The 21,362-nt window shown below is 39.9% G+C and carries 18 protein-coding genes and 1 pseudogene; 8 read left to right on the forward strand and 11 right to left on the reverse strand.

All coding sequences use genetic code 11. From position 1 onward, the window contains the following. Positions 1-7 precede the first annotated feature (7 nt). The 7 genes from queF to RRU92_RS03820 all read right to left on the reverse strand — a co-directional run bounded on the left by queF (position 8) and on the right by RRU92_RS03820 (position 3,555). Positions 8-499, reverse strand: a complete 492-nt coding sequence (gene queF / locus RRU92_RS03790; protein ID WP_000082591.1) for a preQ(1) synthase — start codon at positions 497-499, stop codon at positions 8-10. An 18-nt stretch (positions 500-517) separates the two neighbouring features. Then, positions 518-1,234: a 7-carboxy-7-deazaguanine synthase QueE gene (gene queE / locus RRU92_RS03795; protein ID WP_315640477.1), complete on the reverse strand. Its 717-nt coding sequence runs from the start codon at positions 1,232-1,234 to the stop codon at positions 518-520. Continuing rightward, complete coding sequence (gene queD / locus RRU92_RS03800; RefSeq protein WP_315640479.1) at positions 1,227-1,670, reverse strand: 6-carboxytetrahydropterin synthase QueD; 444 nt, start codon at positions 1,668-1,670, stop codon at positions 1,227-1,229. Before queD ends, queE begins: the two co-directional genes overlap by 8 nt. Further along, positions 1,670-2,323, reverse strand: coding sequence for a 7-cyano-7-deazaguanine synthase QueC (gene queC, locus RRU92_RS03805; RefSeq protein WP_315640481.1), 654 nt, complete (start codon positions 2,321-2,323; stop codon positions 1,670-1,672). The genes queD and queC overlap by 1 nt, the downstream gene beginning before the upstream one ends. Positions 2,324-2,525: 202 nt before the next feature. Continuing rightward, a complete protein-coding gene (gene trxA / locus RRU92_RS03810; protein WP_001029584.1) occupies positions 2,526-2,840 on the reverse strand; it encodes a thioredoxin in 315 nt (104 codons plus the stop codon). A gap of 14 nt (positions 2,841-2,854) precedes the next feature. Continuing rightward, a complete protein-coding gene (locus tag RRU92_RS03815) occupies positions 2,855-3,076 on the reverse strand; it encodes a DUF4649 family protein (RefSeq protein ID WP_004250771.1) in 222 nt (73 codons plus the stop codon). A 98-nt stretch (positions 3,077-3,174) separates the two neighbouring features. Beyond that, positions 3,175-3,555, reverse strand: coding sequence for a MarR family transcriptional regulator (locus tag RRU92_RS03820; RefSeq protein ID WP_315640484.1), 381 nt, complete (start codon positions 3,553-3,555; stop codon positions 3,175-3,177). Positions 3,556-3,836: 281 nt separating this feature from the next. Here RRU92_RS03820 and RRU92_RS03825 point away from each other — a divergent pair, with 281 nt between their 5' ends. From RRU92_RS03825 to RRU92_RS03840, 4 genes are all read left to right on the forward strand, one after another. Further along, complete coding sequence (locus RRU92_RS03825) at positions 3,837-4,211, forward strand: CidA/LrgA family protein (protein ID WP_000781321.1); 375 nt, start codon at positions 3,837-3,839, stop codon at positions 4,209-4,211. Next, a complete protein-coding gene (locus RRU92_RS03830) occupies positions 4,208-4,903 on the forward strand; it encodes an LrgB family protein (RefSeq protein ID WP_315640485.1) in 696 nt (231 codons plus the stop codon). The genes RRU92_RS03825 and RRU92_RS03830 overlap by 4 nt, the downstream gene beginning before the upstream one ends. A 514-nt stretch (positions 4,904-5,417) precedes the next feature. Beyond that, positions 5,418-6,566: a radical SAM protein gene (locus RRU92_RS03835; RefSeq protein ID WP_315640486.1), complete on the forward strand. Its 1,149-nt coding sequence runs from the start codon at positions 5,418-5,420 to the stop codon at positions 6,564-6,566. Beyond that, the gene (locus RRU92_RS03840; RefSeq protein ID WP_315640487.1) at positions 6,563-8,023 is read left to right on the forward strand and encodes an ABC transporter ATP-binding protein; all 1,461 of its coding nucleotides are present in this window, start codon (positions 6,563-6,565) and stop codon (positions 8,021-8,023) included. The genes RRU92_RS03835 and RRU92_RS03840 overlap by 4 nt, the downstream gene beginning before the upstream one ends. Positions 8,024-8,553: 530 nt before the next feature. Here the strand turns inward: RRU92_RS03840 and RRU92_RS03845 are convergent. The 4 genes and pseudogenes from RRU92_RS03845 to treR all read right to left on the reverse strand — a co-directional run bounded on the left by RRU92_RS03845 (position 8,554) and on the right by treR (position 16,814). Continuing rightward, positions 8,554-14,007, reverse strand: a complete 5,454-nt coding sequence (locus tag RRU92_RS03845; protein ID WP_315640488.1) for an SIALI-17 repeat-containing surface protein — start codon at positions 14,005-14,007, stop codon at positions 8,554-8,556. 166 nt (positions 14,008-14,173) lie between these two features. After that, a pseudogene (locus RRU92_RS03850) lies at positions 14,174-15,226 on the reverse strand (IS630 family transposase). Between the two features lie 406 nt (positions 15,227-15,632). Then, positions 15,633-16,043 carry a hypothetical protein gene (locus RRU92_RS03855; protein WP_248034832.1) on the reverse strand — a complete coding sequence of 137 codons (411 nt, stop codon included), beginning with the start codon at positions 16,041-16,043 and terminating at the stop codon, positions 15,633-15,635. A 63-nt stretch (positions 16,044-16,106) separates the two neighbouring features. Next, complete coding sequence (gene treR / locus RRU92_RS03860; RefSeq protein WP_315640490.1) at positions 16,107-16,814, reverse strand: trehalose operon repressor; 708 nt, start codon at positions 16,812-16,814, stop codon at positions 16,107-16,109. Between the two features lie 188 nt (positions 16,815-17,002). Here treR and treP point away from each other — a divergent pair, with 188 nt between their 5' ends. The 4 genes from treP (at position 17,003) to RRU92_RS03880 (ending at position 21,241) form a co-directional block, all read left to right on the forward strand. Next, complete coding sequence (gene treP / locus RRU92_RS03865) at positions 17,003-18,970, forward strand: PTS system trehalose-specific EIIBC component (protein ID WP_248034834.1); 1,968 nt, start codon at positions 17,003-17,005, stop codon at positions 18,968-18,970. Between the two features lie 6 nt (positions 18,971-18,976). Beyond that, positions 18,977-19,174, forward strand: a complete 198-nt coding sequence (locus tag RRU92_RS03870) for a hypothetical protein (protein WP_248034835.1) — start codon at positions 18,977-18,979, stop codon at positions 19,172-19,174. A gap of 52 nt (positions 19,175-19,226) precedes the next feature. After that, positions 19,227-20,852, forward strand: coding sequence for an alpha,alpha-phosphotrehalase (treC, locus tag RRU92_RS03875; protein WP_315640492.1), 1,626 nt, complete (start codon positions 19,227-19,229; stop codon positions 20,850-20,852). Positions 20,853-20,995: 143 nt separating this feature from the next. Next, positions 20,996-21,241 carry a YneF family protein gene (locus RRU92_RS03880; protein ID WP_001048970.1) on the forward strand — a complete coding sequence of 82 codons (246 nt, stop codon included), beginning with the start codon at positions 20,996-20,998 and terminating at the stop codon, positions 21,239-21,241. The last annotated feature ends 121 nt before the right edge of the window (positions 21,242-21,362 follow it).

Consider the following 21,362-nt stretch of genomic DNA (forward strand, 5'->3'; position numbering starts at 1 on the left):
TATGAGTTTAGCGGTTGTCAATTTTCTCTGGATAAAGATCGTGTTGGAAGAGACGTTGTTCTGCCAATCCTTCATACTTGGTTCCAGGTCTACCGTAGTTGTAGTAAGGGTCAATTGAAATACCACCGCGAGGTGTAAATTTCCCCCAAACCTCTAAGTAGCGAGGATCTAGCAAGTTTACCAAGTCTTTCCCGATAGTGTTGATACAGTTTTCGTGAAAATCCCCATGATTTCGGTAGCTAAAGAGGTAGAGTTTGAGGGATTTTGACTCGACACAGAGCTTGTCAGGAATGTAGGAAATATAAATAGTCGCAAAGTCTGGCTGCGCAGTAATTGGGCACAGTGAGGTAAATTCAGGGCAGTTGAATTTGATGAAATAGTCATTTTCCACATGACGATTGTCAAAGGATTCGAGGACTTCGGGTTGATAGTCAAAGATGTAGGTAGTTTCTTTATTGCCAAGTAGGCTTAGGTTTTTCATTTCTTCTTGTTGTGACATGATTTTTTCTTTCTAATCTTAAACACCACGTTGGTTGTCGTAGAGGAGGGTATGGAGTTGTGGAAGGACGCGGACATTGCCCCAGCTATCATCAGCAGCGACGCGTTCCCAGAGTTCTTTGAGGCGGTCTAGTTGGTCTTGGACAATATTGCCTGTAGCCTTGGGCTCGGGATTTCCAGCCGATAAGAAGAGGACATCTGGTTGGTAGCGTTCTTGAATGCCTTTGGCAAAGGCTAGGTCTGCATCATCAAAGACAGGGATTTTAAAGGTGACTTTGTCAGGGTCTAATTGGGAAACGATAAAGTCCAAGGTTTCAAAGTTGACTTCCATCTTAGATGAAGGAGGTTTGGGACTCAAGGTGACATGGTCGATGTCTTTCAACCAATGTTGCCAGCGGGAGCCTTGGGTTTCAACGGCAAGAGTAACACCACGTTCCTTGAGCTTGGTGACTAACTCGGCCATATTGGCAGCTAGGATGGCTGGATTTCCCCCAGACAGGGTGACGTAGTCATAGCTTCCTAGTTTGTCTAATTCAGCGATGACTTCATCAGCTGTCATGCGAGTTGGTTTTTCAGAACCATCCCAAGTAAAGGCAGAGTCGCACCAGTCGCAGTGGTAGTCGCAACCAGCAGTGCGGACAAACATGGTTTTCTGGCCGATAGCACGACCTTCACCTTGAAAGGTTGGACCAAAAATTTCCAGAACTGGTAGTTTAAGTACACGTTCCCTAGTCATCTAACCACTCCCGTCTAAACTCCGCAAAGGCAGTCGGAGTTTCATAGAGACGAACGTATTCCAAACGAAGACCGTGCTCATCTGGCAACTCTTGATTCATGGTTTGGAAAATCCAGTAAACCATATTTTCAGCAGTTGTATTCATGTAGGGCAGGGTTTCATTGAGATAGCGATGATCCAAATGGGGTTCTAAGTAGTCCTTGTAGATTTGTTTGATATCCCCAAAATCATAGGTCATACCACGGTCATCTAAAAAACCACTGACAGCGATTTGCAGATGATAAGTGTGCCCATGTAGGGATTTGCATTTTCCTTCATAGTGAAAGAGGTGGTGGGCAGCGTCGAAGGTAAATTCTTTTGATACCAAGGTTCTGTGAGGATTGTAGACAAGGGACTCCCCAGTTTCTTGTTTGATTTCTTTGGGGGCAAAAAACATCAGGCCTCTCCTTTCTGAGAGAGATAAACCTCTAAACCATGTTGGCGTAGATGGCAGGCAGGACACTCCCCACAACCAGTACCGATAATGCCATTATAGCAGGTCAAGGTCTTTTCACGAACATAGTCAAAGGCACCGAGTTGGTCGGCTAATTCCCAAGTTTCAGCCTTGTCTAGCCACATGAGAGGCGTTTGGATCACAAAGTCGTAATCCATAGCAAGGTTGAGGGTCACATTGAGGGATTTGACAAAGACATCACGGCAGTCAGGATAGCCTGAGAAGTCTGTTTCACACACTCCTGTCACAATATCTGTAATTCCACGCTGCTTGGCAAGTACTGCAGCAAAAGACAAAAAGAGATGATTACGACCATCAACGAAAGTATTAGGAACCTCTCCTTCTTTTTGCTCAATTTCTAAATCTGAAGTCAAGGCATTTTCAGTGATTTGTCCTAGCAGAGACATATCTAGGATATGATGACGAATTCCTTGTTCCTCAGCGATTTCTTTGGCCACTTGAATTTCGAGATGGTGGCGTTGGCCATAGGCAAAGGTAACGGCTTCGACCTTTTCATAGTGTTGCTTGGCCCAGAAAAGGCAGGTTGTTGAATCTTGACCACCACTAAAGACGACCAAGGCTGATTGACGTTTCATAGTACTCCTTCCAAAATAGGAAATGTTCAGAGCACGCAAAAAGCTCCCTAGAGGGAGCTAAAAAATACCAAGTAGAGGTTTTTTTTAGCGATGGCATGTCCCAAACATCGTGATATTCTAGTTACAGTCTAGCATATTTTTTGAAAAATGGCAAAGGGCAAGAAAAAAGAGACCAAATGAATGCACTTGGTCTCTAGTATGATTAACTCAATTCAGCAACGATTGCCTTGATTTGTTCTGCTGTATGAACACCAGCAACTTGTTTCACCACTTGTCCATCTTTTTTGAAAAGAAGAGTAGGGATAGACATGATACCGAATGAACGAGCTGTATTTGGGTTTTCATCAACGTCCATTTTAACGATCTTCAAGACATCTTCTGAAAGTTCTTCAGACAATTTGTCCAAGATTGGACCTTGCATACGACATGGGCCACACCAAGTAGCCCAGAAGTCTACCAAGACCAATCCGTCTTTAGTTTCTTGTTCAAATGTTGCGTCTGTAATTGCTTTTGCCATAGTATTTCTCCTTTTTAGTTATATTGGCTTAAATCTTGTTTCATGAGATAGAAGAAGACATCTCCATAAGTCCCATGGTAGTCCAAATCATGCCCTTTGTAGGTTACTTTTTGGACAGGGTAGTAGTCTGCGACACCGATCAGGCAGGCATGTTGAGAACGTTCAAATTCTTCGTATGACTCGAAGGTCATGGTTCTCTCTTGCTTGCTGGCGTCAAGATAGGTGATTTCAATCATAGGATTCTCCTTTGCTAAATCATGTTTTCATTTTACTCCTTGAAAAAAGGAATGTCAAGAAAAATGATTGCGCACGCAACTTTTTTTAAAAAATCATCTTAAATCAAGAAATCCAAGCCAGTTTCCAAGCTTGCTTCGACAGCCTTTTGTAGAGAGGACAGTGTTTTTTGCCCATCACTTGTCAGGCAGATAAAGCTAGAGCGTCTATCTTGATCACAACACATGCGACTAAGCAGACCGCAATTTTTGGCTTCCAAGCGAGCTACCATTCGAGAAACAGCGCTCGGGCTCAGATGAAGCTTATCTGGCAGGTCAATCTGTCGTAGAGATTTTTCTTGGGCCAAGTCCAGATAGTAGAGCAGGTAAAATTCTTTCAAGGTCAGACTTTGGTCACTCTGCTGGGCAATGGTCTCTTCCAAGAGACTTTCAATTTCTTTCTGACGCCGATTGAAGTCAAACCATTTTTCCAAATAGGTCATAGTATCTCCTTTCTTTTTAGAGTCATAAATAGAATAATGTCCACTTACGGACAATCTCTGCATCACAAGATGATTGCGCATGCAATAATTATACTACTTTTCAAGAAAGCTGGCAAGAAGGACGCTGAAATCTTTGATCCTAAATTACGCCTGTTTTCACTAGTCTGTAATTGCCTGTATCCCCTTTCTTCTCAAACTTTCATCAACTCTTGTGTATTTCCTTGAAATTTTCTGAAAAAAGAGTAAACTGGTATGCAGAAAGTCTATTTGTGGAGTTTACAATGAAGTTATATGTTCAGTTAATGATTCTCTTTGTGATTTCTCTAATCGGTGAAGGAATCTCCAGTTTTTTTCATTTGCCCATACCAGGAAGTATCATCGGCTTGATTATTCTGTTTCTAGCCTTGCAGTTCAAGTGGCTGCGAATCCGCCATGTCAACATGGTGGGGAACTTTTTGCTGGCCAACATGACCATCCTCTTTCTACCTCCTGCGGTTGGAATTATGGAAAAGTTTGATGTGATTGCTCCCTATCTCCTACCTATTGTCTTGATTGTCTTTTTTGCAGCAGTGATTAATATCATCCTGATTGCGCTTGTGGTTCAATTTATCAAAAAACGCTATGAAGGTGACTATGAAGAAAGAGGTGCCAAATGAGCGAATTTGTATCCAATCCCCTATTTGGGATTGCTTTGTCAATCTTAGCCTATCTTGGAGGAATGATGATTTTCAGACGCTATCCTCATCCCTTAACGACTCCCTTGTTGCTGTCAGCTATTTTTATTATCATCTTTCTAAAGGTGACTGGCATTTCCTACCAAGATTACTACCAAGGTGGGGTTTATCTGAATAACTTAATTGTTCCTTCAACAGTGGCTTTAGGAATTCCCCTTTATAAGAGTTTCCACTTGATGAAGCATCATGCTCGCAGTATTCTCTTTGCTAGTTTGCTGGCGGTGGTGGTCAATACCTCTTTCACAGCCCTTGTGGCCAAAATCTTTGGTATGGACTTTTTCCTAGCTATTTCCCTCTTTCCTAAGTCAGTAACGACTGCTATGGCAGTAGGGATTACAGAAAAGTTGCAGGGCTTGACAACTGTGACCCTAGTAGTTGTCGTAGCAACTGGTATTTTAACCAGTGTAATCGGACCAACACTTCTAAAATGGCTAAAAATAGACGATCCAGTAGCTGCTGGACTAGCCCTGGGTGGGACAGGTCACGCCGTTGGAACTGGAACGGCCTTTCGCTATGGACCAGTTGCAGGTGCTATGGGAGGATTAGCTATCGGTGTTACAGGTGTTCTCTATGTATTTGTCAGTCCTATTGTAGCTAATTTGATCTTGAGTTAAAAAAAAATTAATGGCAAAATTTCGAAATTTTAAAAATTTTTCAAAAAAACACTTGACAATCTACATGAGAATATATACAATGAAATCGAAGAAAACGGATACAAAATAATTTTTGCTTAACAGTATATGAGATTTTTCTTTTCTATAAAAGAATTATACGTATAATAAATTTTTTAAAAAAGGATGGAAAGCGATGCTTAATTTGACTGATGTTATCAAAGTTGTAAAAAAAGGTCACCTAGCCTCAGTACAGTAGCATCCAGATAAATGCCCAGAGCGTTATCGTTAGATTGCCTTGAGTTGCTTATGTAAAAGCGATATTTTATCACTTTACTATTATAATGATGAGGCTGAGGGCTACCCCTCAGCCTTTTTAAAGCGGGAGATAAGTTATGGAAACAATTTATTCTTTTTCTACAAATGATGTAGTTTATTTAAAAATTTATATACAGGATCTATTTGTGAAATTGATGAGGAACTATTCAAGAAGTTATCTTTAAAAGAATTTCCTTACTTGATAAGTGAGATTGATAAACAAGTGCCCTTTATTCACTCTAAACGAATAGTAGAGGGAGATGAATTATCACTATATATAGTTACAACTATGTCGTGTAACTTGACTTGCTCTTATTGTTTTGAGAATGATAAGGATAGGAAACCGTCCTTAAGTAGTGAGTATGATGGTAAAAAGATTGTGAATTTTATATTAGATGAACTCAATTTTAAGAAGTATAAATCTCTGGATATCTGTTTTACTGGTGGTGAACCATTATATAACTTTCAGTTTATACGAAATTTATGTGAAACTTTAGATGAGAAACTCCCTATTCCTATTTCGTATACTTTGATTACAAATGGAACGATATTCACAAATAAAATAATGTCTTTTCTTGACTGTCATAATTTCGCTATTCAAGTTTCTTTTGATGGTGATGAGCACTATTATAACCTAGAAAGATGCAATCGATTAGGGGAAGGAACTTATCATAGAATCATAAATAACTTGTCAGTTATGTTGGAAAAGTATAAAAATTTATCCATTCAGGCTAGAGTTAACATATCTAAAAGAAATTATATATCTATCCCGAAATTACTTTTAGATTTAAAAAAGTATACAGAATTTGAAAATTTTAATCTTTATTTTGATTTTGTAGCTGTACCTAACGACTCAATTCTATATATTGATAGTGAAACCAAAAAGAAGATTTGTCTAGATTTATTGCTGTTTTTATCAAAGGAAAATATACCGTATTATCATGATTTAAAAATAGGAGGGTACTGTATGTTCAAAAATCAAGATTCTCTTACAATTCATGCCAACGGTACCTTATATAAATGCTATTCATTAGTAGGGAATGAAAACTATCAGTTGGGAAGTATTGGTCAGGCTACTAACGAATTAACAGGTCTGGGAAGTATGTGCCCATATAAAGATTGTGCTTATTATGAATTTTGTTATGGAGGTTGCCCATTTAATACATTTGTAAATAATGGGAAGATGGAACGCGATTGTCAGTTTGACTATTTAGAGTGGTTTCACAAGATTGTATTTTTAGATGAATTAGGATTATTGACAAAGGAGGATGTTGAAGGGGCTATTCAACATATATCTGTTCATAAAATATATGTGGATAAAAATGTTACTATGGAGGCATGTAGATGAAAAGATTGTTATCCTATAACAATAAAGTGCTATTTCTAAAAAGCTTTATTTTGAATACCCTTGTTACTATACTAACCGTAGCTATTCCTTATATTAGTAAGTTATTTATTGACCATATTCTATCTCAGAAAGTTCATGCTATGATTGTTTACGGGGTGCTTTATGTAGGAATTTCTCTGTTTATTCAAGTTTTATATTATTTTTGTGATGTGATTCAAGGAGAATCAGAATCGCATGTTTGGCAGAATATTTGCCAAAAAACTGCTGAAAATATCCAGCTCTATGATATGGTAGAGACAGAATTGTCTGAAGCTACCATTACACAAGAATTAGGGCAGACTTATGAGCTGTTAAAACGATTTTTTAACGAATATCCTGTTGCTCTTCTCCTGTACTTGATACGAGCGCTTGTTATTATAGGGATTTTATGGAGTATTTCTCCTACTATTGCTGTGATGATAGGTATTTTGATACCTGTATTTATATTTATTTCACAGAAATATAGTGTACGACTATCTAGGCTTGGATCTGATACAGTGAATTGTATGAAGGATATACGCGATTATCTAGTGGATAGTTATAAACTCATGCCTAGTAAGCGATTTTCAGCTCATTCTAGCTTGATTGATTTCTCTCCCTTGGTGAAAAAATATATTTCATGTAAAAATAAGGAAGTGAGAATGACTTCTTTATTTGAAAATTTTCTTTCCTATGCATTTTTGAATTTTATGATTATGATGACGACGATTATATCAGGTTATCAAACTTATAAAGGTTGGATTACGATTGGTGATCTAATGGCTATCCAACTATATATTTCACAATTTTGGACACCTATTGAATACTTCCTTGATGTTTATAAGGAGTACTCAGGAAGTAAGCAAATTATCGAAAATTTTATCAATTTTTTAGAACCTGTTCAGATTTCGTATGAGTCTACTACAATTTTAGAGATAGTCTTAGAAAAGTATGTTAGCCTGGGGAGGGATGGCGAAGAACTGCATGAGCCATTAACAACTCGTTTAGAAAAAGGGCATATTTATCGTATTGTTGGAGAAAATGGTGTGGGGAAGACGCGATTGATTTTAGCGATAGTAGGCTACAGCATGAATTATCATGGTGAGATTTACTTACCTAATTATAGAAAGAATTCGAATTTTTCGTACTGCCCTGCAGAACCTGTTGCGAGTCGATTTTATAAAAATGAATTGAGTCAAGGTGCATCTATGGGACAACTAAAATTGTTGCAGTTGCAAGAAGCAGTAGCGGTGGATAAAGATGTTTATATTTTTGATGAGCCAAGTAATTTTTTAGATTCACAAAACAAGAAAAAAGTAGTGCAAATCCTGTCCGACTTGTTATCAAAAGAAAAGTTAGTGATTTTGATTAGTCATGATGATGATTTAGTTGATTTTCCAACAGAAGTTATTACTCTTCAATCATGTGATAGTGAGTAAGGAAAATTAGAACTTTATTTAGTTTAAGAAATATAGTGCATTGACCCTAGAATAGTATGCTATGGATTCTAAAACATTTCTAGAAATTAATTTGACTTTCCTAATCTCTTTGTTCATATCTTATTTTCAATCCACTATAGATTAGCAAGAAGAGACTGGGTAAAAAGTTTTTAAAATCAGAAAAACGCATAATATCGGTGTGCATATTTTCTCCTTTCGCTTTACAATTGGCTTGAACACCTTTATTGTATCGCGTTTGGAGTTTTTTATACAGTGGATTGAATCTAGAATAGTACATTATGACTGCTAAAATTATTTCTAGAAATTAGTTTGCCTTTCTTAATCGAATTGTTCATATCTTATTTCAATCTACTATATAACCTTCGACGCACACCCGCATAGCAGGTGGTTTATTTGTCTCGCACCTAACGGAGCGAGACGGACTAATAGTCACATAGCAGAAAAAGGATGGAATGATTTTCCATCCTTTTTTATAGCGGAATAAATCTATATTCCTAAGGGGACAATATTTAATCTTTCTTACCTTTTAGTAAGAAGGTAGCTGAGAGGGCTAGGCTGAGACTCGCCATAAAGAGGAGAGGACTAGTCTGTTCACCAGTAGCTGGAAGTTGTTTTTCATTCGTAGAGGCTTTGTCATTGGAATCATTTCTTTGAGCCAATGGTCTTGTAGTTTCTACCTTTGTTTCTTCTGTCTGGGCTGGCACTGGTTTAACAGTTGCGCTCTCTGTCTTGTAAACAATAGCATAGGTGTTCAGGTCAAGAGTGATAAACTCAAGATACCCATCTCGGATGGTGAACTCTTGTGATTTGAAGTCTTTTGTCGGAGTCAACTGATAGAGTTCTTGGACAGCACCTGAAACTGGTAAACGAACGAGTACAGCACCTTTTGGTTGAACTAGTTTGCCATCTTTATCCTTGAGTTGAAGAGCATAAGCATCGTATATTTTGCCTAAGAGTTCTTTGTTTTCGACTTTTTGACTGTCAAGATAACTTGCTCCTTCGAGTTCAGTTGTTCCACTAATAACTTGAGCTCTTGTGGTCTTATCTTTCATTACTTTGAGTTTAAACTCAGGAAGTGTGATGCTTGGTGCTTCTTGGTCTCCTGCAGTCCCGATAGGCTCAGTGTATTCAGGGATAACCACAGAAGGCGCTTCTTGATCTCCCGATGTGCCGATAGGCTCAGTGTACTCAGGTATTTCCACAGAAGGCGCTTTTTGATCTCCCACTGTGCCGATAGGTTCAGTATATTCAGGGATTATCACGGAAGGCGCTTCTTGGTCTCCCACTGTGCCGATAGGATTAGTATATTCAGGAATTACAACGGAAGGCGCTTCTTGGTCTCCCACTGTGTCGATAGGATTAGTATATTCAGGAATTACAACGGAAGGCGCCTCCTGATCCCCAACAGTTCCGATAGGACCAGTGTATTCAGGTCTTTCCACGGTAGGTGCTTTCTGGTCCCCAACTGTTCCGACAGGACCAGTGTATTCAGGAATTACTACAGAAGGCGCTTCTTGGTCACCCGCAGTCCCGATAGGTTCAGTGTATTCAGGAATTACTACAGAAGGCGCTTCTTGGTCTCCTGCAGTTCCAATAGGCTCAGTGTATTCAGGGATTACTAGGGAAGGCGCTTCTTGGTCTCCTACTGTACCGATAGGTTCAGTGTATTCAGATCTTTCCACAGTAGGTGCCTCCTGATCTCCAGCTGTACCAATAGGATCTGTGTACTCAGGAATGGTTACAACTGGAGCAGGCTCATCCCCTTTACTTGTAAGGATTTTTTCTTCAACTGGAGCAGTTTCGTCCTTAGGAAATACTGTTACAACAGAGCTGCTGATTGTTTTTCCTTGGATAGCATAAGCTTCTATCGGATTACCAGCTTTACGATCTGTAGTTTCAGGAATGTCTAGTTGGACCTTGTTATCCTTAATGGTTAGAACAGTTTGTTCACCTGATGTGACAAGATGGTCATCATCGACTTTTCTGAGTAGAAGAGGATCCTTGATACCAGGGAAGGTCACAGCGACTCCATCCCAATTGCCAGTTGGTAGAGTTAAGGTAACAGTCTTATCTTTGGACTTAATAGGGTCAAGGCTTGGACTATCGAGAGACACAGATGGTGCCTTTAGGATATCAAAGGAATCGAGAGAAACTTTCTTTCGTCCTTGTGGAGAATTCGGATCTACTTTCAAAGTAAGAACGTGATCGCCATCTGCTAGATTGGTGAATTCGCCAATTAATGCACCTTTTTCAGTCGCTCCTGGAGTGTAGAAGTCAAGAGCTGGCATCTCTTTTCCATCCAGTGTGACAAGTGCCTTGCCTAGTGATGCCGTTTTTAATCCATAGATTCGGATACCTGTTCCAGAGAATGGAATGGTTGCAGTGGCTTCAGAAGCGAGACTAGCATCAGCGTTGATGTCAGCGTATTTTTCTGTAGAAGCATATAGTTCTGCATCGCTCCAATCCTTAAACATGGAACCATACTGGATACGAGGGTCACGGTCGTCTATTTTTTCAACGGTTTCTCCTTGTCCTGGAAAAACCTTGAAGTAGTCGAGAGAAATTTTTGCACGCTCGTTTGTACGTCCTTTGTGCTCGCGTTTAACAGTGATGGTCATGAGGTGAGAACCTGAAGAAAGATTTGTGTAACGACCTATTAGTACACCTTTTTCAGTTGCTCCTCCTGTATAGAAGTCAAGTTCTCCAACAGATTTGCCATCAATTTTAACATCGGCAAGTCCCAATTGAGATGACTTGAGTCCGTAAATTTCAATACCAGGTCCATTGAATGGAATGGTTGCAGTCGCATCCTTATCGGAGTAATTTCCATTTGAGATATCGGCGTATTTCTCTGTTCCACCAAAGAGTTCTGAGTCAGCCCAGTTTCCATAAGCAGAGCCGTACTGGATGCGTTTGTCACGGTCATCCATCAACTCACTGAAGGCATCGATAGAAGCAGGATCTGAAACTGGTGTTGTACGGTCCCCTAGCATAGCCTTAACGCTATAAGTATAGGCATGACTAGAATCAATCGAGCGATCGACAAAGTGAGTTTGGTTGGTGATAAACTCACGAACGCTAGGAGTTTGGCTGTTTTCATCCTTGCTTTCTCGTCGGATGACATAATGAGTTGCCCCCTCAACTGTATTAAAGTCGAGTTCAGCTGTGACGGAATCTTTTCGAAGGGCTGATAAGCGAGTCACTCGTCCAGGGAAGTTTTCAAAGGTAATGACATCACCTTTTTGAGTCGCAAGTTGGATACGGTTATCTTTGAGGCGACTAGCTTGAACTTCCTTGCCATTAATCTTGATGATACTAGATTCGATATTTGGATAGTCTACGACTAAGTCTCCACCAACATTAGAAAGGAAAGATAGCGTTTCAAGATTTTTCTCTTTCCATTTCATGCTGACTTCAAAATTGCCACGAGCGACTAAGCCTGAGACTTGACCGTCTTTCCAAGCATCTGGAAGGGCTGGTAATGGGGCAATGTAGCCTGTGTGAGACTGAAGGAGCATTTCTGCCATACCGCTGGTTGCGCCAAAGTTACCATCGATTTGGAAAGGCGCGTGGGTATCCCAGAGGTTTTCTAGGGTTGAAGATCTAAGCTGTTCTGCCAACAAACGGTGGGCACGATTTCCATCTAAGAGACGGGCCCAGAGGTTGATCTTATTGGCCTTAGACCAACCAGTTCCACCATCTCCACGGTGGTTTAGGGTTGCGCGTGCTGCTTCTAGATATTCAGGCTGGTCCTTGCCAAATAGAGTACCTGGGAAGAGACCAACTAGATGGGAAACGTGGCGGTGATGGTTTTCAATGCCTTCGTTAGTGAATTGTGGGCTGTCTTCTTCGTACCATTCCTTGATACGGCCGTCTTGGTTGATGTGAAGTGGTTTGAGCTTATCAAATTTAGCCTTCACTTCTGTCACCAAATCTTGGTCGACCTTCAGATGATTGGCTGCTTCCATATAGTCGTGGAAGAGCTGCCAAACTAGAGATTGGTCAAAGGTATTCCCAATCGTGATAGTTCCATGTTCTGGCGAGTAAGATGGAGAAGAAACCCAACGGTCACTAGCCTTGTCGTAGTGCAAGAAGGAATTCCAGAACTTGGCTGTTTCCTTGAGCATTGGATAAATCTTTTCTTTAAGATAAGTTTCATCCTTTGTGAATTTATAGTAGTCATAGACGTTTTGCATCATCCAAGCATTGGCAGCTGGAGACCAACCCCAATAGTAGTTCCAACCAGGAGTAGTCCAGCCAAATGGTGTCGCCTGAGTATGAACCAGCCATCCATTTTCTTGACCTTCTTTGGATTCGATACCTGCATATTCTTTAGCAGCGATACGGCCATAGTAACGCATGTCATCGATATAATTGATCATTGGCTTAGCTGTTTCTGCGAGATTACTCATGTAGGCAGGCCAATAGTTCATTTGTAGATTGACATTGAGGTGGTAGTCTGAGTTCCAAGGTGGATTATCTACAGCATTCCAGACCCCTTGCAAGTTTGCTGGAAGTGCATCTGTCCGGTCACGAGAAGAACTGATGAGTAGATAACGTCCGTATTGGAAGAAGAGCTCTTCTAGTTTTTGCCCTTTTTCGGGATTATAGGTATGTAGAGCTTCTTTTGTAGTTTGGCTAGACTTGTTGCCACCAAGATTTAGTTGAACACGATTGAAAAGACTCTGGTAATCCTTGATGTGGTCATTTTTCAGAGTCTCGTAGTCTTTGGCTTTGGCAGCTTCTACGATAGATTTGACAGTTTTTTCTACATCAATATCCTTGCAGTAGTTGGTTTTCGGATTTTGAGCAAAATTAGTCTTGGCGCTGAGTAGCAGTGTTGCATAACTTGCTCCTGTAACTGTCAAATAACCATCTTGAGCAGTGACTTGTCCATCCGTCTTGATACCAAGATAGGAAGCAAATTTCAGACCATTGTCTTTGACAGTTCCCTTGAGTAAAATACCATTAGAATCAACGCTAACAGTCCCTTGTTTGTATTTAGAATTCTCCCAAGAATAATCTCCATTAGCAATCAAATCTTCAGTCAAGCTATTCCAAAGTGTAAAATCAAGCGTCTTATCTCCCTTTTTAGTCAAATGGGTAACAGTGACGTCATCTGGGTAACTAGAGAAGGTTTCTCGTTTGAAACTTGTCCCGTCTTGAGTATAGGAGGTAGTTGTGATAGCTTCAGAAATATCTAAGCCACGATGATAGTCAGTAACATTTTCCAAGCCCTTCTTTTGGTTATTAAAGACCATGAAGATATCACCGAAGGCTAGGTAGCGACCGTATTGGGCATTGTTTGGCCCAACCAAATTTCTCTCTGCTAGTTGTTTGGCTTTTTGACGGTCGCCGTCTTCTAAGGCCTTACGGATTTCGGCTAAGACTTTGTAGCGGTCCTTGTAGTTTCCTCCGTTGTAATCTTGACTATCTGGCTGTGGGCCTCCAGACCAAAGTGTTTTTTCGTTGTACTGGATTCTTTCTTCACCGATGAGTCCGAAAACCTTGGCACCCATTTCCCCATTTCCGACTGGGAGGGCTTGTTTTTCCCATCCATCATAGGAAGGAGCAGTTGGTTGGTTGTAATGTAATTCGTAATGTTCTTGCTTGTTCACAGGAAGTTCTGGTTTCTCGCTCTCCTTATTGTCAGCAGGGGCGGTAGTAGCACTTGTCTCTGACTGACTACTAGTTTGAGGTAGTTCTGCCTCAGGGTTTGTTTGCTTTTCAGCTGATTCAGCTATAGGTTGAGTCTCTGTGTTAGAAGCAAGAACTTCCTCTACCTTCGTATTCGGTTTAGCAGAGGTTTCAGTAATTGTTGCCTCACTTTCCGTAATCTCGACACCATCAGCAGCCACACCTTGTGCTGCTAAAAACACAGCTCCAAGTAAAACAGAGGCAGCTCCGACACTTAGCTTGCGGATGCTATACTTACAGGATTTTTCCCAATATCTCTTATCCACAAAATTCTCCTTTCTTAAATCTGTAAGCGCATACATTCTCTTTTAAAAAAATAAGTCTTGCAGAAATATGTGTGATTTTTCAGATAATTTTAATATAACAAATAAATGGAACTATTGCAAGGGCTTTCAAGAGAAATGGCCTTATTTTACTAAGTTTTACTAATACTCAATTGTTTTCAAAAAGCAACCTTGTCCATTGTCTGCTGACAGTGGACTTTAAAACGCCTTTTTCTAGTCCTTGAATAACTTCTTGAAGGACTAGAAAAAGGCGGCTTCTAATGTTTGGAACGCCTTATTTTTAAAGCCTCGTTTTCGAATTTCTTTCCAGACTTGTTCAACAGGGTTCATTTCTGGTGTATAAGGTGGGATAAAAGCTAACTCAATATTACTACTTGGAATCTCTAAGGTACTTGATTTATGCCATATAGCATTATCCATGACAAGTAAAATATAATCATCCGGATAAGCTTGTGAGACTTGCCGTAGAAATTCATTCATCCACTCAGTATTGCATCCTCCAGAAATAAGGAAGAAGGAATCTCCTGTCTGAGCATCTACTGCCCCATAACAATAGCGATATTCTCGCATATAATGACTATGAATGTTAGGTCGGATTCCTTGAGGAGCCCAACAAGAACTCATCTTACTGATTCTCCCGAAACCGGCTTCATCTTGGTACATCAAACGTACTTTGTTATAAGTCCCCTTCTCTTTAAAGCGCTTACTTAAGGTCTCGAATGTAGATTTTATTTTTAGACGTCTCAATTATTTGAGCGTCTGCCTTCTTGGGATGTTCAGGTCTGGGAGTGACCGTTCGCCAACCATGGCGTTTCAAGAGATAATAAAAACCATCACGTGTAGAAGTGCGACCAATCTCTTTTTGATAGGCTTCGAATAACTGATTGACAGTCACAAATTCTCCAGCCTGAGCAGCTTCTATATGACGTTTTAGAAATGCTTGTTCTTCTTCGTAAGTCATATATTCTCGATGACGTCCACCACGAGTCTCTTGAAGAAGAGCTTCTAAACCAAACTCCTTATATTTTTTCAAATTCCTCCAAACAGTTGTTTTATTACAATCTAGCAGATCCATGATTTCCTTATAACTCTTTCCTTTTGAGCGAAAATAAATAATCTGTAGACGTTTGTGATATTTGGCGTACGATGAATCTCTCAGGAGTTTTTCAATTTTCTGTATTTCTTCGTTTGTGAGTTTCATAACTACTATTATAAGATGGTTTTTGATTTTAGTCTAGTATTACTACTAAAAAGACTCTTTATCACCTACTATTTTATGTAGTTAATAAAGAGTCTTTTTATTTAGTAGAGATAATTTCGAGTAGAATTAATTAAAGATAATAGTAGGTAAGGTGGTCAACTAATTTATAGTTTTTTTAGTATTTTACCAAATAGTTTCTCTAATTTTTTAAATCTACATAAATTGTTCTGCATGTATCGAAGTTATGAATCTTATCACCTTATTATATTCGTATTTTCTGCATAGTATCTTTTAGATAAATTCAGAAAATTAAATCAGATAAAATTATACTAATTTTGAAATATACATAATGTTAAAGGTTTCTACTCGTTCTAATTTCTTCTCGTATCTTCATCACTATCACTCTCTAAAGATTATCATAGTATTTTTTGAAAGCATCAAAATAATACTTAACTTCTTCAGCTTTATTTACTTGACCACCCCACTCTAATTTTTTATCTCCTAAAATCCAAAATAAACCATCTCCTCTTTCACCTGAGGTTAACTTTGCATCACCTCCATCTTTAGGAACCGCTATGCCAATAACACCAGTACCACCCATACGAAACATCTGGCGTGGACCGCTATGAGCGACACCTACATCCACTCCCTTTAATTTGGGAAAATCTACAGATAAGCGAAAGTCAAAACTTGCCGGTTCCAAATCATCATAAGTGATTTTACGAATAATATAATCTTGACCGAAGTAGCTATCAAGCATTGCAATTAAGACTTGATAACCTTTGCTTGATTTGATTCTTTCTCGTATCTCTAACATCTTATTTCACCATTTTAAACCTTTCATTATTTTAAAACTTGATAACTATACGCCTTTTCCTCTTTATTTTCTTTTAGCAAAATCTACAAATCGAAACTTTTCAAGTTTGTGCCGGCTTTCGGTGAACTGAAATTGGCGTCCGTCTTGGAGATAGACTTTTGACTTAATGGAAACAACATAAGGATCTTTACCAATATCCATGAGAATCTTATCTCTATCGTTACTATGGTCAATGGTGATTTCCTTTTGAGCATAGTCGATGATTAATTTCAAATCATTTTCGATATAGGAGTAGATAGATTGTTCAGCAATTTCTCTGGTTAGTTTAGGGATGAGTTCCATATCTAGATAATCAATATCCAGTACGGATACCAGATCATCTACAACTCGTTGGCGAACGACCTTCCAAACCATCCGAAATTCTGGGAAGCCAGTTAACAGGGAAGTTTTTTTATCGATGATAATTTTATCTAGACTCACGACATTCGTTTTTGAGCGAAGTCCTAACTCTTGGACCAATTCTTGGTAGCTAGTTAGGTTAGACACTGGGAAATTCACAGTTTCTTCTTTAATAACCTGAGAACCCTGCCCTCTGATTTTTTTAATCAATCCCTCTTCTTGGAGGAGAGCTAAGGCTTTTCGAACAGTGTCACGACTCACCTGATACTGGTCCATGAGTTCGTGTTCACTAGGGAGAAAATCTCCAACAGCATAGGTTTCTTCATGAATTGCTTTTTCTATTTGTTTGTATAATTGTTGATATTTTTTCACGGTTCTTCCTCTAAAATAATCGATTGATGAGCCCTACAAGAGTTTCTTGTATTTATTTTACCATACAAGTAACAAAAATATACAAAAAAAATCCATTATTTTTAACAAACAAGTTGCATACAAGTTTGGTATCGATTACAATTGAATTATCAAATCAAGGAAATCTTGACAAAAATAAGGAGATTCAAATGGGGAAATTTGAACAAGAAGCTAAAGATTTGCTACAAGCAATCGGAGGCAAAGACAATATTACGGCAGTAACTCACTGTGCAACACGCATGCGTTTTGTGCTTGTAGATGATAAGAAAGCTGATGTCAAGGCTATTGAATCCATCTCAGCGGTCAAGGGAACTTTTACAAACGCTGGTCAATTCCAGGTAATCATCGGAAATGATGTGCCAATCTTCTATAATGACTTTACAGCTGTTTCTGGTATTGAAGGTGTTTCAAAAGAAGCAGCCAAGTCCGCAGCTAAGAGTAATCAAAATGTCGTTCAACGTGTAATGACAACTCTGGCTGAAATCTTTACACCGATCATTCCAGCCTTGATCGTCGGAGGACTGATCCTCGGTTTCCGTAATGTTCTTGAGGGCGTGCATTGGTCAATGTTGGATGGCAAGACCATCACAGAATCCTCTCAGTTTTGGGCGGGGGTTAATCACTTCCTCTGGTTACCAGGTGAGGCCATCTTCCAGTTCTTGCCAGTAGGGATTACCTGGTCTGTTTCTCGTAAGATGGGAACCAGCCAAATCTTGGGAATTGTTCTTGGTATCTGTTTGGTTTCACCTCAGTTGCTGAATGCCTATGCGGTTGCTTCGACACCTGCATCCGAAATTGCAGCCAACTGGGTTTGGAATTTTGGTTACTTCACGGTTAATCGTATTGGTTACCAAGCTCAAGTTATCCCAGCTTTACTGGCAGGATTGAGTTTGGCTTATCTTGAAATTTTCTGGCGTAAGCATATCCCAGAAGTCATTTCTATGATTTTTGTACCATTCTTATCGTTGATTCCAGCCTTGATTTTGGCTCACACTGTTTTGGGACCAATCGGATGGACAATTGGTCAAGGACTATCGGCAGTTGTATTGGCAGGGTTAACTGGTCCAGTTAAGTGGCTCTTCGGTGCGATCTTTGGTGCCCTCTATGCTCCATTTGTTATCACTGGTCTTCACCACATGACCAATGCCATTGATACGCAATTGATTGCTGATGCTGGTGGAACTGCTCTCTGGCCTATGATTGCTCTTTCTAATATTGCCCAAGGTTCAGCTGTGTTTGCCTATTATTTGATGCACCGTCGTGATGAGCGTGAAGCTCAGGTATCACTTCCAGCAACTATTTCAGCCTATCTCGGTGTAACAGAGCCGGCCCTCTTTGGGGTTAACGTCAAATACATCTATCCATTTGTGGCTGGGATGATTGGTTCAGCTCTTGCAGGTATGCTTTCTGTGACATTTAACGTGACTGCTGCTTCTATCGGTATTGGTGGATTACCAGGTATTCTTTCTATTCAACCACAATACATGCTTCCATTTGCAGGGACTATGCTAGTTGCAATCGTCGTGCCAATGCTATTGACCTTCTTCTTCCGTAAGGCAGGACTCTTTACAAAAACAGAAGATGACACAGAATTAAAAGCAGAATTTCAAGCACAGGAAGAAGCAGAATTCCATCATCAAGAATCAACTTCTGTTGCTTCAACAAAAATTGTCAGTCCACTGGAAGGACAAGTAAAAGAACTAAGTCAAGCAACAGACCCAGTCTTTGCATCAGGTGTCATGGGACAAGGTCTAGTGATTGAACCAAGTCAAGGTGAGTTGACTTCGCCAGTAAATGGTACAGTTACAGTCCTATTTCCAACTAAGCACGCCATCGGTATTGTATCTGATGAAGGTGTTGAGTTATTGATGCACGTTGGCATGGATACTGTTGGTCTAGAAGGTCGTGGCTTTGAAAGTCATGTGTCTCAAGGAGACCATGTTACTGTAGGACAAAAATTGATTAGCTTTGATATGAAAGTGATCAAGGATGCAGGACTTGTGACTGAAACTCCAGTCATCATCACTAACCAAGATGCGTACACAGCGACAATCGAAGGAACTTATCCTAGAGTGATTAAAAACGGGGAAGACTTGATGGTTGCTAAACGAATCTAATACTCAATGAAAATCAAAGAGCAAACTAGGAAGCTAGCCGCAGGTTGCTCAAAACACCGTTTTGAGGTTGTAGATGGAACTGACGAAGTCAGCTCAAAACACTGTTTTGAGGTTGCGGATAGAACTGACGAAGTCAGTAACCATACCTACGGTAAGGCGACGCTGACGTGGTTTGAAGAGATTTTCGAAGAGTATAAGTTTTAAAATGTATAGGGTTGGGATATAGCTCCCTCCCTTTTATCAAAAAGGAGAAACTATGGCTCTTGATAAAAGAAAAGTTGTCTATCAAATCTATCCAAAATCATATAAGGACACGACAGGAAATGGAATCGGTGATTTCAGAGGCATCATCGAAAAAATTCCTTATCTAGCAGAATTGGGCGTGGATATGGTTTGGCTTAATCCTTTCTACCCAAGCCCTCAGCGAGATAATGGCTACGATATTTCAGACTATACAGCCGTCAATCCTATCTTTGGGGATATGGCTGATTTTGAAGAAATGATCCGTGTCGGAAAAGAGCACAAGATTGACTTCATGCTAGATATGGTGCTTAACCATTGCTCAACAGAGCATGAGTGGTTCCAAAAGGCTCTCGCTGGAGACAAGTACTACCAAGATTTCTTCTTTATCCAGGACCAACCAACCGATTGGTTGTCTAAATTTGGTGGTTCTGCCTGGTCACCTTTTGGAGATACAGGGAAATACTATCTCCACCTCTTTGACGTGACGCAGGCGGATCTCAATTGGCGTAATCCCAATGTCCGCAAGGAATTGTTCCAGGTGGTCAACTTCTGGCGTGACAAGGGTGTCAAAGGATTCCGTTTTGACGTGATTAATTTGATTGGTAAAGACGAAGTCTTGGTGGATTGCCCTGAAAACGAAGGAAAACCAGCTTATACGGATAAACCCATTGTCCATGACTATCTTCACATGATGAATGAAGCGACCTTCGGTTCTGATGATAGTTTTATGACAGTTGGAGAGATGTCTTCGACAACGATTGATAACTGTGTTCTTTATTCAGCGCCAGAGCGTCACGAATTGTCAATGGCCTTTAATTTTCACCATCTTAAAGTAGACTATGAAGACGGTCAAAAATGGACCATTGCTCCCTTTGATTTCGAAGAGCTCAAACGCCTCTATCATACATGGGGCAAGGAAATGAGTGAACGTGGTGGTTGGAGTGCCCTTTTCTGGAATAACCATGACCAACCTCGTGCCTTGAATCGCTTTGTAGATATCAAGAACTTCCGCAATGAAGGAGCAACCATGCTGGCAGCCAGCATTCACTTGTCACGTGGGACCCCTTATATCTACATGGGCGAAGAAATCGGCATGATTGATCCAGACTATGATTCTATGGAAGACTATGTAGATGTGGAATCCATCAATGCCTACCAGATGCTTTTGGATCAAGGCAAGTCACCTCAGCAGGCCTTTAAGATTATTCAAGCCAAGTCACGTGATAATTCTCGTACACCAATGCAATGGGATGCTTCTGAAAATGCAGGTTTTTCAACAGGCACTCCATGGTTGAAAGCTGGTAAATCCTACAAAGACATCAACGTTGAAAATGAAATTGACGGCCCAATCTTTAAATTCTATAAAGAATTGATTCGATTGCGTAAAGCAATGCCCATCATTTCAGAAGGGAGCTATCAGCCAGCACTTGAAGATAGCAAGCAGGTCTACGCCTTTGAACGCCACTTAGACGGTCAAAAACTCTTGGTGCTCAATCATTTCTATGAAAACGAAGCTGAAGTGACAATTCCAGCAGAATATCAAGCAGGGCGCGTGCTTTTATCAAACTATGAGAATGTGGAACTTGCTGAAAAAGTAATTCTTAAACCATACCAAACGTTAGCGATTTATGTAGATTAACATCAAGAAAGAGCCTTCTTCTAAGGAATAGAAGGGCTCTTTTTTAGCTAGCATCCATTTTTTTGAAAGCGTAACTCAAACTAGTCAGGCGTAGGACTTTATGGTATAATATAGAAGATTCAAAAAGAAACAGGAGAAATGTTATGAACCTTATTTTAGCAATTGTATTGATTCTTTTGGCTTTTCTAGGAGGAGCTCTTGGAGGTATGTACCTAGTGCGCAAGCAAATCGAAAAAGAATTTGCGGATAATCCACGTTTGAATGCAGAAGCCGTTCGTACTCTCTTGAGTGCAAATGGTCAAAAGCCAAGCGAAGCTAAAGTACAACAAGTTTACCACCAAATCATTCGCCAACAAAAAGCAGCCCTTGCTAACAATAAAAAGAAATAAATAGGAAAAGTCTGGGATGAAAGTTCCAGACTTCTCACTATGTTTGACTGATATTTAGAGATAAGGCTTTTTCCTTGCATTCTATTGATAATTGATTATGATTAAGAGGGAGACAGTGGGG

Source organism: Streptococcus sp. DTU_2020_1001019_1_SI_AUS_MUR_006, assembly GCF_032340315.1.
Taxonomy (GTDB): domain Bacteria; phylum Bacillota; class Bacilli; order Lactobacillales; family Streptococcaceae; genus Streptococcus.

Coding starts and splice junctions, on each gene's coding strand:
- RRU92_RS03820 (WP_315640484.1), bottom strand. CDS start 3,555: ATGACCTATTTGGAAAAATGGTTTGACTTCAATCGGCGTCAGAAAGAA.
- trxA (WP_001029584.1), bottom strand. CDS start 2,840: ATGGCAAAAGCAATTACAGACGCAACATTTGAACAAGAAACTAAAGAC.
- queC (WP_315640481.1), bottom strand. CDS start 2,323: ATGAAACGTCAATCAGCCTTGGTCGTCTTTAGTGGTGGTCAAGATTCA.
- queE (WP_315640477.1), bottom strand. CDS start 1,234: ATGACTAGGGAACGTGTACTTAAACTACCAGTTCTGGAAATTTTTGGT.
- treP (WP_248034834.1), top strand. CDS start 17,003: ATGGGGAAATTTGAACAAGAAGCTAAAGATTTGCTACAAGCAATCGGA.
- queD (WP_315640479.1), bottom strand. CDS start 1,670: ATGTTTTTTGCCCCCAAAGAAATCAAACAAGAAACTGGGGAGTCCCTT.
- RRU92_RS03815 (WP_004250771.1), bottom strand. CDS start 3,076: ATGATTGAAATCACCTATCTTGACGCCAGCAAGCAAGAGAGAACCATG.
- treC (WP_315640492.1), top strand. CDS start 19,227: ATGGCTCTTGATAAAAGAAAAGTTGTCTATCAAATCTATCCAAAATCA.
- RRU92_RS03830 (WP_315640485.1), top strand. CDS start 4,208: ATGAGCGAATTTGTATCCAATCCCCTATTTGGGATTGCTTTGTCAATC.
- RRU92_RS03870 (WP_248034835.1), top strand. CDS start 18,977: ATGAAAATCAAAGAGCAAACTAGGAAGCTAGCCGCAGGTTGCTCAAAA.
- queF (WP_000082591.1), bottom strand. CDS start 499: ATGTCACAACAAGAAGAAATGAAAAACCTAAGCCTACTTGGCAATAAA.
- RRU92_RS03840 (WP_315640487.1), top strand. CDS start 6,563: ATGAAAAGATTGTTATCCTATAACAATAAAGTGCTATTTCTAAAAAGC.
- RRU92_RS03825 (WP_000781321.1), top strand. CDS start 3,837: ATGAAGTTATATGTTCAGTTAATGATTCTCTTTGTGATTTCTCTAATC.
- RRU92_RS03855 (WP_248034832.1), bottom strand. CDS start 16,043: ATGTTAGAGATACGAGAAAGAATCAAATCAAGCAAAGGTTATCAAGTC.
- RRU92_RS03880 (WP_001048970.1), top strand. CDS start 20,996: ATGAACCTTATTTTAGCAATTGTATTGATTCTTTTGGCTTTTCTAGGA.